We start from the raw sequence: 14,506 nt of genomic DNA, 5'->3' as shown, positions 1-14,506 counted from the left end.
AGCAACTGTTAGTAAGCTTCAATCCGGCCATCAGCGCCTTGGACGAAACCCCAAACCGTTTACCCCATGCCGTCTTCGAAGCCCAGGCAGCCCGCACCCCGGACGCGGTGGCGCTGGTTTGCGCCGGACAAACCCTCAGTTACGCCGAGCTCAATGCGCAGGCCAACCGCATCGCCCACAGTTTGATTGCACTGGGTGTACAACCCGACGACACCGTTGGCCTGTGCGCTCGCCGTAGCCCGGAGATGGTGATCGGTCTGCTGGGCATCATGAAAGCCGGTGCGGCCTATATTCCGCTTGATCCGCAATACCCGGCAGAACGCCTCGCCCACATGCTGGCCGATAGCGCGCCACGGGCACTGGTGTGCCAGCAAGGCCTGGAACTGCCGATACCCGAGGGCCTGCCAAGGCTTGAACTGGGTAGCGCGTTGCTGCTGCAATCGCCGACGCACAACCCGATCACGCAGTTGAACTTCGGCCATCTGGCCTACGTGATCTACACCTCAGGCTCTACAGGTTTGCCCAAAGGCGTGATGGTGGAGCATCGCGGTCTGCGCAACTTGCTCGACTGGTACCTCGAAGACCTGGCGTTCCACGCCGGCGATGCGGTGTTGCTGGCCTCTTCCTATAACTTCGACCTGACCCAGAAAAACATCCTGGCGCCGCTGATGGTCGGCGCCTCGCTGCACCTGGCGCAAGAACCGTTCAACCCCGGCGCCATCGTCGCGCAGATCGCCGAGGCCCGCATCAGCCACCTCAATATGTCGCCCAGCGCCTTTCATGCGTTGGTGGATGCCGACCGGCATCAAGCCCTCGCCTGCCTGAAACGCGTGGTCCTGGGTGGCGAACCTATTCAAATTGCCATGCTGGAAAAACTCGCCCAGCCACGCCCGGCGATCATTAACAGCTACGGGCCGACCGAGTGCAGTGACGTTGTGGGCTGGCACACCGCCGACATCGATCTTGCGACGTACCGCGAGCAGCCGATCCCGATCGGCAAACCGATCCGCAATATGCAACTGCATGTACTGGACAGTCACGGCCAGCTGCTGCCGGTGGGTGTACGCGGCGAAATCCACATCGGCGGTGTCGGTGTGGCTCGCGGTTACCTGAACCTGCCGCAACTCAACGCCGAGCGTTTCATTGCTGACCCGTTCTGCGACGTGGCCAATGCCCGTCTCTATAAGACTGGCGACATCGGGCGCTGGTTACCCGACGGCACATTGGAGTACCTGGGCCGTAACGACGACCAGGTGAAAATCCGTGGCCTGCGCGTCGAGCTGGGTGAAATCGAAGCGGCCCTCGCCGCCCTTGCCGGTGTCCGGGAGGCCGTGGTCATTGCCCGCGACCATCAGGCCGGCCAGAGCGACAGCAAACGCCTGATAGCCTACCTGTGTGGCGAACCGGCCGCCGCCGAACAGCTGCGCGCCGAGCTCCTGACTCGCCTGCCCAGCTACATGGTGCCTAGCGCCTTTGTGGTACTGGACACGTTGCCGCTGACCCCCAACGGCAAACTCGACCGCCGCGCCCTGCCCGAACCGGGCCAGGACGCCTACGCCAGCCAGGCCTACGAGGCGCCTCAAGGCCCGGTGGAACTGGTGATTGCTGGCATCTGGCAGCAACTGCTGGGGCTGGAACGGGTGGGTCGTCACGACGGTTTCTTTGAACTCGGTGGCCACTCATTGATGGCGGTCAGCCTGATCGAACGCTTGCGCGAGCAAGGTTTGAACGCCGATGTGCGCAGCATCTTCAGCGCCCCAAGCCTGCGGGAATTGGCCCTGGCCCTGGCTGATGCCAAAGACCAGCCTTTCCAGGCACCGGACTGTCGCATCCCGGCCGATTGCACCGCCCTGACTCCGCAGATGTTGCCGCTGGTGGAACTGACTCCGATGCACCTTGAACGCATCGTTGCCGCCGTGCCCGGCGGTGCGGCGAACATCCAGGACATCTACCCGCTGGCCCCGCTGCAACAAGGCATTCTGTTTCATCACTTGCTGGGGCATGAAGGCGACGCCTACCTGGTGCGTTCGATGCTCGAATTCGATAATCGCCAGCGCCTCGATGCCTTTATCGCAGCGTTGCAACACGTGATCGATCGCCACGACATATTGCGCACCTCCGTGCATTGGGACGGCTTGCCGCAAGCGGTCCAAGTAGTGCACCGCCAGGCGCAACTGCCCGTGCACAGTGTCAGCCTCGACCACCACAACGACCCGCTCAGCCAACTTGAAACCCTGAGCGATCCACGGCATCTGCGTCTGGATCTGCGCCAGGCACCGCTGATGCGTGCCTACATTGCCTGCGATCCCAAGTCCGAACGCTGGGTGCTCGCGCTGCTGAACCATCACATGGCCAGCGACCATGTCACCCTGGAAATCGTCCTCGAAGAAATCCACGCAATCCTTCATGGCCAAGGCGACAGCCTGGCGGCATCGCAACCTTACCGCGACTTTATCGCCCAGACCCAGGCCACTCCGGCCCAGGTCCACGAAGACTACTTCCGTCGCCGACTGTCCGACGTCGACGCGCCCACCGCCCCCTTCGAGTTGTTGGAAGTGCAAGGTGACGGCAGTCACATCAACGAGGCGAGCCTGCAGTTGAGCGTTGAACTCAACCTGCGCATTCGCGCCCAGGCCAGGGAGCGAGGGATCACCCCGGCGGCGCTATTCCATCTAGCCTGGGCCCAGGTCCTTGCCCGTTGCACCAGTCGCAATGACGTGGTGTTCGGCACAGTGGTGGCTGGACGGCTGCAAGGTTCGGCCGGGGCTGAACGCGCCCTCGGGGTGTTCATCAACACCCTGCCAGTGCGGGTACAACTGGCTGGGCAAGGCGCCAACGAACTGTTGCTGGCGACCCATCGTGACCTGAGTGAACTGCTGGTCCACGAACAGGCTTCCCTGGCCCTGGCGCAACGTTGCAGTGGCGTGGCCAGCGCGTTGCCGCTGTTCACCACGTTGCTCAACTATCGACACCAGCGCGATGACAGCCAGTTGCAGTGGCCGGGCATGCGCATCCTTAACAGCGCCGAGCGGACCAACTATCCACTGACCCTGTCGGTCAATGATTACGGTGACGCCTTCGGCCTGGCCGTGCAAAGCGTGCAAGCGGTGGAACCGCAGCGCATCTGCGCCTTTATGCAGCGGGCACTGGAGCAACTGACCCAGGCGCTGATGTACACGCCGAAAATCCAGCTCACGCAACTGGACGTGCTGCCGCCTCAGGAATGCACTTTACTGCTGGAAACCTTCAACCAGACCCAAGCAGACTACCCGGCCCACCTGTGTATTCAACAGCTGTTCGAAGAACAGGTTCGGCGCACCCCCGATGCCTGCGCGTTGCTTGATGGCCAGGATCAGCTCAGTTATGCCGAACTCAACGCCCGGGCCAATCGCCTGGCCCATCACCTGATCGCCGCCGGCACCCAACCGGGTGATCTGATTGCGATCTGCGTCGAACGTGGCACGTCGATGATCAGCGGGTTGCTCGGCATTCTCAAGAGCGGTGCCGCCTACGTGCCACTGGACCCGACCTATCCGGCCGAGCGACTTGCCTCGATTGTCGAGGACGCCCAGCCGCGCTGGGTCTTGGCTGACCCTGTCGGGCGAGCGGCCGTGGGCACCCTGCCCGGCAACACCGGTTATCAGGCCATTGAAGCGGCGCTGCCAGCAGAGCTGAGCGCCCAGGATCCACACTTCGAACCCGCCAACCTGACCTCGGCGCACCTGGCTTATGTGATCTACACCTCCGGCTCTACGGGCAAACCCAAGGGCGTGATGATCGAACACCGCAACCTGGTCGCATCGACCCTGGCCCGTTGCACGGTGTATGCACCGACGCCCGACAAACGTTTCCTGCTGCTTTCCTCGATTGCCTTCGACAGTTCAGTGGCCGGGATTTTCGGCACCCTGACCAGCGGCGGCACCTTGTGCATCCCGGATGCCGAGACCGCCCGCGACCCCGAAGCCATTGCCCGTTTCATCACCGAACAAACCATCACCTCGCTGCTGTGCGTGCCGTCCCTTGGGCGCCTGGTGTTGGCCAGCCTTGCGGCCAAGGACGGGCACACCGGCCTGCAGGAGATGATCGTCGCCGGTGAGGCTTGCCCGTCGCTGCTGGTGCAGGAATGTGCCGGGTTCAAACCGGCGATTGCCCTATACAACGAATACGGCCCCACCGAAGCCACGGTCTGGGCCACGGTGCACCGCTGCACCACCGACGAACAAGGCTCGGTGCCGATTGGCCGGCCCATCCCCAACACCCGTTTGTACCTGCTCGACCCTCAAGGCCTGCCAGTACCGCTGGGCGTGCCGGGCGAGTTGTATGTGGGCGGCGCCGGGGTTGCGCGGGGCTACTTGAACCGTGACCAATTGAACGCCGAACACTTCCTCGCCGACCCGTTTGGCCTGACCGCCGAGGCGCGGATGTACCGCACTGGGGATCTGGTACGCATGCGCGCCGATGGGGTGATCGAGTTCCTCGGTCGCAACGACCAGCAGGTGAAGATCCGCGGTTTCCGCGTCGAGCCCGGTGAAATCGAAGCGCTGATGCTCACCTTGCCCGGCGTGCGTGAAGCGGCGGTGATCGCTCGCGAAGATACACCGGGAGCCACGCGCCTGGTGGCTTACCTGAGCGTCGAACCGCACCTGGGCTCACGCAACGCCAGCAGCGTGCTGCGGCCTTACCTGACCTCGCAATTGCCGGATTACATGGTCCCGGCGGCGTTCGTGGTGCTCGAACAATTGCCGTTGACGCCTAACGGCAAGCTCGATCGCCGCGCCCTGCCGGCTCCGAGCATCGACGATTTTGCCTTCCGCCAATATGAAGCGCCCAACGGTGAAACCGAAGCGCTGTTGGCGGCGATCTGGACCGACTTGCTGGGCCTGGAGCGGATCGGCCGTCATGACGACTTCTTCGAGCTCGGCGGCCATTCGCTGTTGGCTGTGCAAGTCACGCTCCGGGCGCGGGATGCCTTCGGCGTCGAAGTGCCGCTGCGGGGGCTGTTCGAACACCCCTCGCTGCTGGCCCTCGCCGACTTGATCACCACCCTGCAACTGGCGCAGTACGAGTCGGATGAACTGCTGGACCTGCAACACGAAATGGCTTCGCTGTCTGAAAGCGAACTGCTCGCTATCGTCTCCAAAGGTGCTTAATAAATTGAACGAACATAACGATAGTCTCGACCAGTTAAAACGTGCTGCACTTTTGCGCCTGCTCAAGCAACGCGGCGCCACACGGGTTGTCGAAGCAATGCCCGAAAACATGGTTGCGGTGGATCGCAACGCGCCGCTGGTGCTGTCGTTTGCCCAGCAGCGCTTGTGGTTCCTCGATCAGTTGGACCCGACGGCCAGCGCCGCCTACCACATACCGGCCTCGCTGTTGCTCAAGGGCGTGCTGGATCAGGCAGCACTGAAGGCGGCCCTTGACCGTCTCGTGGCGCGGCATGAAAGTTTGCGCACTACCTTCCGCCGCGATGGCGAACATCCGGTGCAAGTAATCGCACCGGCGCATTGCGGCTTCACTTTGGTGGAACACGACCTGCGTGATCTGCCTCGGGATCAGGTCGAACAGCAAGCCACCCGCCTCACCGAAAGCGAAGCGGCGGCGCCATTTGACTTGCTGCACGGGCCACTGATCCGCGGCAGCCTGCTGCGTCTGGCCGATGAAGAACACATCCTGCTGATCACCCAGCACCACATCATCTCTGACGGCTGGTCCATAGGTGTGCTGGTCAAGGAGTTCGCCGAGCTGTATCAGGCCTTTGCCGCCGGCCAGTTCGATCCGCTGCCAGCGTTGGCCCTGCAATACGCCGACTACGCCGCTTGGCAACGCCAACACCTGGAAGGTGAACGCCTGAGCCAGCAAGTGGAGTTCTGGCGCAGCCACCTGGCCGGTGCCCCGGCGATGCTGACGCTGCCGACCGACCGGCCACGCCCCGCGGTCCAGAGCTATCGCGGCGAAACCCTGTCGTTTGACTTGCCCACGTCATTGTCCAGCGCCATCGGCCAGTTCGCCCAGGCCCGCGCCGCAACGCCATTCATGACCCTGATGGCCGCTTGGGCCGTGTTACTCGCCCGGATCAGCGGCCAGCAGGACCTGGTGATCGGTACCGTCGCCGCCAACCGTGACCGCCAGGACGTGCAGTCGTTGATTGGTTTCTTCGTCAACACCCTGGCCCTGCGCATTCGCCTGGAGGCCAACCCGACCCTCGATCAGGTGCTGCAACAAGTCAAAGACCTGATGCTGGAATCCTCCAGCCGTCAAGATACGCCGTTCGAGCAAGTCGTCGAAGCCCTCAAGCCACCGCGCAGCGCCCGCTACAGCCCGGTGTTCCAGACCATGCTCTACACCAATGCCGGCGGTGCCGGCGGGCAGTTGCAACTGCCGGGGCTGAATCTGGAGTTCCTGCCTTCACGCAAGGACAACACCCAACATGACCTGTCGCTGCACATCGATGAAGGTGGCGCGCAGCTGTCCTGCAGCCTGTCGTATTCCACCGCACTGTTCGATTCCGCCAGCATTAAACGCCTGACCAGGCGTTTCGAGCGGCTGCTGAGTTGCTTCACCCAAGCCCCGCACACCCGTATTGGTGAGCTGGAACTGGACGAAGCCCTGGTCCTGCCACCCGTCATGGCACTGGAACAACAGCCGGAACAGACGCCGTTGGCTTATCACCAGGAACGCCTGTGGTTCGTCGACACCTTCGAAACCGGTTACCTATACCCGGCCAACCCGGTCTATCACAACATTGCCCTGCTGCTTAAGCTGAGCGGCGAAATCGAACTTCCAGCCCTGCAAACAGCTCTCGACGAGCTCCTGGCCCGTCATGAGATCTTGCGTTGCCGCGTCCTCAGCGACGGTGCCAACGCCTGGCAGAGCTTCGACGGCGCCGCGACCCTCGCCCTTGAGCTGGTTCCAAGCAACCTGCACGACATGGCAGCCCAAGCCCTGGCCGAAACCCGTCGCCCGTTGGCAATGAACGGCGGCAGCCTGGTGCGCGCCACTCTCGTGCAGGCAGACCACAAGAATGCCGTCCTGGCCATCGCCGTGCATCATTTACTAGCCGACCGCACGTCCATGCAATTGCTCAAGCGCGACCTGCTGGCTCTCTATGCAGCGGCCTGTGCCGAACGTAGCGCCGAGCTGCCCGAGCTGCCGATCGGTTACACCGACTTTGCCGCGTGGCAACGCAACCTGCCATCCGCGGTCCGGGAAAACCTGCGGGCCTATTGGTCCTATCAATTGCGCGGCAAGCTGCAAGCCCTGGAACTACCGCTGAATCGGCCACGGGCCGCCGTTCATGTATTTGCCGAAGCCACCCACGAGTTCACCCTCCAACCGTCACTGGTACAACGCCTGCAAACCCTGGCCGGGCAACTCGGCGTGAGCAGCGACAGCCTGGCCTTGAGCGCATTCACCGCCCTGTTGCGGCGCTATTGCGGGCACGAAGAGTTGGTCATCGGTACCACCGCAGCCTGTCGTGAACCGGCCTTGCAAAATACCGTTGGGCCGCTGGACAACCTGCTGGTCATCCGCTCCACCTGCGACAGCAACAGCACCGTGCAACACCTGTGCGAACAGACTGCCAGCCATCTGGACCAAGCGCTGCGGCATCGGCACATGCAATTCGACCAATTGGTCCTGGCCCTTAATCCGGCCAAGGACATGAGCCGCACTGCGCTATTCGATGTGCTGTTCAACTTCGAACACATCAGCGACGCCTCGGCTGTGGTCACAGGTCTTGCGGTCAACACCCTGGAAACCAACCTCGGTTACGGCAAGAACGACCTGCACTTGTTGATCACCGCCGAAAAACAGCACTGGGCCGGGCATCTGGCGTACAACGCGGAGTTCTTTGACCCAGGCTTTATCCAGCAACTGATGCGCCACTACGTGCGGTTACTGGAAGGTTTTGTCGAGGATCCCCAGCAGCGTGTCGACGACGTGTCACTGCTGGATTCGGCCGAGCAGCAACAACAAATACTCGATTTCAACGACAGTGAAGCGGCCTGGCCTGACAGCCTGACCTTGCATCAGATCTTCGAAGAACAGGCACGTCAGACTCCGGATCGTATTGCGGTCAACCTCGGCGACTCGCAATTGAGTTATCGCCAGCTCAACGAGCAGGCCAATCACCTCGCCCACCGCTTGCGTGCCGCCGGTGTGCAGCCTCAGGAGTTGGTGGCGATTGCACTGGATCGGTCGCTGGCGATGATCGTCGCCACGTTGGCCGTGCTCAAGGCCGGTGCCGCCTATGTGCCGATCGACCCATCCTCGCCAGCCGACCGCATCGCGTATGTACTGCGTGACAGCGGCACCCGCAAGGCCATCGCTCATCGCGACATGAGCCCGGTGCTACAGGCACTGGGTGTTGAAGTGTTTGATACCGATCTGGCAAGCCCCTCCTCGGACACCGCCGCCAATCTGGTCAACCTCAACACTGCGAACCATCTCTGCTATGTGATCTACACCTCGGGTTCCACGGGTGAACCCAAGGGTGCGCTGCTGGAACACCGCAACGTGGTACGTCTGCTGCATAACAATCGCTCGAACTTCCAGTTCAATGCTGACGATGTCTGGTCGCTGTTCCATTCCAATGCCTTCGATTTCTCGGTCTGGGAAATCTTTGGGGCCTTGTTGCATGGCGCGCGCCTGACTCTGGTGCCCGACGCATTGCGCCGCGATCCAGAGCAATTGCTCAGTTTCCTCGACAGCGAACGCGTGACTGTGCTGAACCAGACGCCCTCGGCATTCCATCAGTTGAGTACAGCAGCTCTTGCTCGTGCAGAGGTTGGCCTGGAACAGTTGCGCTACGTGATTTTTGGCGGTGAAAGTCTGGAACTCGGCACGCTTGACGCCTTCCATCGCTCGTACCCTCAAGTGGCGCTGGTGAACATGTATGGCATCACCGAAACCTGCGTCCACGTGACGTACAAAGCCATTGGTGCGGCCGATATCGTCGCAGGCATTTCCAATGTCGGGCGGCCGATTCCGACCACCGTGACTTACGTGCTCGACGCCCATCAGCGCCTGTTACCCGTGGGTGTGGCCGGCGAGATCTGCGTCGGCGGGCTGGGGGTCGGTCGTGGTTACCTGAACCGTCCGCAGCTGAGTGCCGAACGCTTTATTGCCGACCCTTTCCGTCCTGGCGAGCGGTTGTATCGCTCGGGCGATTTGGGCAAATTGCTGGAGAACGGCGAGATCATTCACCTGGGACGAATGGATGCCCAGGTGAAAATTCGCGGCTTCCGTATCGAACTGGGGGAGATCGAAGCGAAACTGCTGGCCTGCGACGGGGTGCGCGAAGCGCGGGTGCTGGCTCGCGATGATGCCAGCCAGGGCAAGCGGCTGATCGCCTACCTCATCGCCCAACCGGCGACGGTGCTGGAAGTGGCGGCGTTGCGCAAGCAACTGGGCGCCGTCCTGCCCGACTACATGATCCCGAGCGCGTTTGTCAGCCTCAACGCTTACCCGTTGACGGCCAACGGCAAACTGGATCAGGAGGCGCTGCCGGCGCCGGACCTCGACGCCATGTCCGAACGTGGCTATGCCGCCCCCGAAGGCGCCACCGAACAAGCGCTGGCGCAGGTTTTTCAGGACCTGCTGGGGCTGCCACGGGTGGGTCGCCGTGACAGTTTCTTTGAACTGGGCGGGCATTCGCTGCTGGCCGCGCAACTGGTTTCCCGAGTGCGTCAGCAATTGGGTGGCGAGTTGATGCTGCGCGAGCTGTTCAGCCATCCAACCGTGGAAGAGTTGGCCCGGATCGTTGGCGGCCTGCAACAAGTCAGCACTGAAGCCATCGACCTTGCGGACCGCAACGCCCCGTTGGCGCTGTCCTTTTCCCAGCAACGCTTGTGGTTCCTCGACCAGCTCGACCCAGATGCCAGTACTGCTTACCACATGCCTGCGTCCTTGCTGTTACGCGGCGATCTCGATCAGGGCGCGCTCAAAGCCGCACTCGACCGCCTGGTGGCGCGCCACGAAAGTCTGCGCACCACCTTCGAACGTCAGGGCGAACATCCGGTGCAGATCATTGCCCAGGCGGGCTGCGGTTTCGCTTTGGCCGAGCAAGATTTACGCGCACTGCCTTATGAACAGGCCATCCTCTCCGCCTCGCGCATTGGCAACAGCGAAGCCCTGGCGCCATTCGACTTGCGCCAGGGGCCGCTGATTCGCGGCCGTTTGCTGCGTGTGGCCGATGACGAGCACATTCTGCTGATTACCCAGCATCACATCATCTCTGATGGCTGGTCGGTCGGCGTATTGGTCAAGGAATTCGCTACCCTTTACCAGGCCTTCAGCCAACACCAGACCGATCCGCTGCCAGCCTTGTCGATTCAATATGCCGACTACGCCGCCTGGCAGCGCCGCACTCTCACGGGCACGCAATTGAGTCATCAGGCCGACTTCTGGCGTGAGCACCTGAGCGGAGCGCCGTCGCTGTTGGCCTTGCCAACCGACCGACCACGTCCGGCGGTACAAAGCTACCGCGGCGGTGATATTCCGGTGCTCATCGCCCCGGCATTGCGCGAACGCCTGGAACGCTTTTGCCAGCAGCACAACGTCACCCTGTTCATGACGCTATTGAGTGCGTGGTCGGTGCTCATGGCACGCCTGGGTAACGAGCGTGACGTGGTGATCGGTGTGCCAACCGCCAATCGGGGTCGTACCGAAACCGAAAACCTTATCGGTTTCTTCGTCAATACCCTGGCCCTGCGGGTCGACCTCGGGGAAAACCCGAGCGTGGAGCAGTTGCTGGCACAGATCAAACAAACGACGCTGGCGGCCCACGAGCATCAGGACATTCCTTTCGAGCAAGTCATCGAAGCCTTGCAGCCACCGCGCTCCCTGAGCCACAACCCGCTGTGCCAGGTCGCCCTGTCGCTGGACAATACCCCCGGCGGCGTCGAGTTCAGCTTGCCTGGCCTGACCCTGACACCCATGCCGCAGGCCCACGAAACCTCGCAGTTCGACCTGATGCTGACGCTGGGCAACGACAACGGCACTCTGGCTGGGGTCATCGAGTACGCCAGCGATCTGTTCGATCGCTCGACAGTGGAGCGCTTTGCCCAACACTTCCAAACCCTGCTTGAGGCAATGGTCGAGGATGTCGAGCAACCAGTGCTCGGCTTGCCATTGCTCAGCCTGGCACAGCGCCAGGCCTCGCCGGCGACGCTGCCACCCAAGGCGGTATTCGCCCAGGGGCCGCTGATTCATCAACGTTTCGAAGAACATGCCGCTACTGATCCACAGCGCACCGCGCTGGTGTTCGGTGAGCTCGAACTGAGCTATCAGGCACTCAATCGCCGCGCCAACCGCATCGCCCGGGAACTGCTGGCCCAAGGCGTGCGCCCCGATGATCGGGTGGCGATCCTGGCCCGGCGCGGGGTGGAAATGGTCTGCGCGGTGCTCGCTGTGCTCAAGGCCGGAGCCGCCTACGTGCCGCTGGACCCGGCCTATCCCGCCGACCGCCTGGGCTATTTGCTGGCGGACAGTGCACCCCTCGTCTTGCTCGCTCAACCTGCCTGCTCGGACACTCTGCCCGAGCATGCCGTGCCGGTGCTGGCCCTCGACGATTACACGATTGCCGACGACCTGGCGGACACGTCCCTGGATCACAACCTTGAGCCCCGCGCCCTTGGCCTGACGCCTGCGCATCTGGCCTACGTCATTTACACCTCAGGCTCCACCGGGCTGCCCAAGGGTGTGTTGGTGGAGCACGGCAATGTCTCGCGTTTGTTCGATGCCACCGCCTCCTTGTTCGAGTTTGACCGCACTGACGTCTGGACGCTGTTCCACTCATTCGCGTTTGATTTCTCGGTCTGGGAAATCTGGGGAGCCTTGAGCTACGGCGGCAAACTGGTAATCGTCCCGAGCGACGTGGCCCGTTCGCCCGATGAGTTTTTCGAGCTGGTCTGCCAACAACAGGTCACCGTGCTGAACCAGACGCCGAGCGCTTTCCGGCAGTTTATCGAAGCCCGCGAGCGCAGCGACCGGGAGCACGGCTTGCGCGAAGTGATCTTTGGTGGCGAGGCGCTGGACTTCCGCAGCCTGCGGCCCTGGACGGCGCGCACGCCGTTGTCACGCACTCGCCTGGTCAACATGTATGGCATCACCGAAATTACCGTGCACGCTACCTATTACCCGGTCAGCCAGGGTGAAATCGACGCAGGCGCACCGAGCCTGATCGGCCCGGCACTGCCAGACCTGTGCCTGCGCATTCTCGATGACTATCAGCAGCCGGTGCCGGTTGGCGTACACGGTGAGATCTACATCGGCGGCGCCGGCGTGGCCCGGCATTACCTGAACCGCGACGAACTCAACGCCGAACGGTTCATTGCCGACCCGTTTGCCGTGGCACCAAACGCACGGCTATACCGCACCGGCGACGTCGCTCGTTATCGCGCGGACGGCGGTGTGGTTTATGTCGGCCGTAACGACTCACAGATCAAGATTCGTGGGTTCCGTATCGAACTGGGCGAAATCGAAGCCCAATTGCTGGCCTGCGCCGACGTCCGCGAAGCGCTGGTGGTCGTGCGTGAAGAAACCCCAGGCGACAAGCGCCTGGTTGCCTACCTGATTGCCCACGATGGGGTTGTCCTTGAGTCCTCGGCCTTGCGTGGCCAACTGGCAAGTGTGCTGGCCGAGCACATGCTGCCGAGTGCCTTCGTAAATCTGGCTGCTTGGCCGCTGACCACCAACGGCAAACTGGACCGCAATGCCTTGCCAGCGCCGGACCTGTCCGCCGCTGTCAGCCAGCACTACGAAGCGCCGCTGGGGGACATCGAAATCACCCTGGCCAGCGCCTGGCAGGAATTGCTCGGGGTTGAGCGAGTGGGTCGCCAGGATCACTTTTTCGAGCTTGGCGGGCACTCGTTCCTGGTCATCAGCCTTATCGAGCGCCTGCGTCAGGCCGGCCTGCAACTGGACGTGCGCACGGTTTTCTCCGCGCCGACGCTCAAGGCCATGGCCAGCGTTCTGGCGGGCGAAAGCAGCGCCAGACAGGTTGTCCCGGCCAACTTGATCCCTGCCGATTGCACGGCTATCACGTCGCAGATGTTACCGCTGGTGACTCTAAGCCAGCAGGAAATCGAGCAGATCGTCGCTGATATCCCCGGCGGGGCCGGCAATGTACAAGACATCTACCCGCTGTCGTCGCTGCAGGAAGGCATTCTGTTTCACCACTTGTTGCAGTCCGAAGGCGATGCCTACCTGATGCGCACGGTGGTGACCTTCAATGAGCGTGCGTTGCTCGACAACTTCCTCGCCGCAGTACAAGTGGTGATCAACCGTCACGATATCTTGCGTACCGCATTGCGCTGGCATGGCTTGCCGCAGCCGGTGCAGGTGGTCCATCGCCAGGCGCAACTGCCGGTGATTACGCTGCAGACGCTGCCCGGCGAAGACGCCTTGCAGGGGCTGCGCGACCACACGGACACCCACCACCTGCGACTCGACCTGCAACAGGCTCCGCTGATCGCCGCGTACATCACCTACGATGCGCCCGGGGACCAGTGGCTGCTGGCATTGCTTGACCATCACCTGATCAGCGACAACGTCACCTTGCGCCTGATCATGCTGGAGATTGAAGCCGTACTGGCCGGGCAAGCCGACCAACTGCCGCCATCCCAGCCTTATCGCAACTTCATCGCCAAGGCCGCGAGCGTTTCCCAGGCCGAGCATGAAACCTACTTCCGCCGCTTGCTGGCCGATATCGATGCCACCACCGCGCCGTATGGCGTGCTGGATGTACGGGGCAACGGCGCAGGAATCAAACGCTCGGTCCAACACTTGAGCGAGACGCTCAGTGCGCAGGTTTATCACACCGCGCGGGCTCAGGGTGTACCGACGTCGGTACTGTTCCACGCGGCCTGGGGCTTGGTCGTGGCGGCCACCAGTGGCCGTGACGACGGGATTTTCGGTACCGTGCTATCGGGTCGTTCCCAAGGCACGGCCGGGGCCGATCATGCGCTGGGGATGTTCATCAATACGCTACCGATGCGTATTCGCTTACAGCAAAACACCGTCCGCGACATCGTCCAGGACGCCTACCATCAGCTCAGTGAACTGCTGACTCACGAACAGGCGTCCCTGGCCCTGGCTCAGCGTTGCAGTGCAGTGGACGCCTCGTTGCCGCTGTTCACGGTCATTCTCAATTGCCGACACGGCAACCTGGTGAATACCTCCGGGGAAAGCGTCGAGGACATGGGCGACCATGAAGGCATGCACTTTATTGCCTCCGAAACCCGTACCAACTATCCCATCGAAATTGCCGTGGCCAACGTCGGCAAAGGGTTCTCCCTGACCGCTCAATCGATTACCGGCATTGACCCACAGCGGATAGCAGCCTATCTCGCACAGGCCGTCGCTGCATTGGTCGAAGCGCTTGAACAGACCCCTGAGTGCCTGGCCAGCCGCCTGGACATCGTGCCCGCAGCCGAGCGTCAATTGCTGCTCAACGAGTTCAATCACACCGCCAGCGATTTCGGCGTGCCCCAGCCAGTCCATA

Annotated in this window: 1 protein-coding gene and 2 pseudogenes; all 3 read left to right on the top strand. The window is 62.3% G+C overall.

Annotation, left to right across the window (positions count from 1 at the left end):
* Positions 1–38 precede the first annotated feature (38 nt).
* Positions 39–1,799, top strand: a pseudogene (locus GIR22_RS26835) (non-ribosomal peptide synthetase); the annotation flags it as partial.
* Between the two features lie 63 nt (positions 1,800–1,862).
* A complete protein-coding gene (locus GIR22_RS26830; RefSeq protein WP_425502953.1) occupies positions 1,863–5,150 on the top strand; it encodes a non-ribosomal peptide synthetase in 3,288 nt (1,095 codons plus the stop codon).
* A 4-nt stretch (positions 5,151–5,154) separates the two neighbouring features.
* Positions 5,155–14,506, top strand: a pseudogene (locus tag GIR22_RS25345) (amino acid adenylation domain-containing protein); the annotation flags it as partial.

The sequence above is a fragment of the Pseudomonas karstica genome, assembly GCF_009707515.1.
Lineage (GTDB): Bacteria > Pseudomonadota > Gammaproteobacteria > Pseudomonadales > Pseudomonadaceae > Aquipseudomonas > Aquipseudomonas karstica.
Note: the sequence above shows the minus strand (reverse complement) of the source record. Positions and strands in the feature narration are given on the sequence as shown.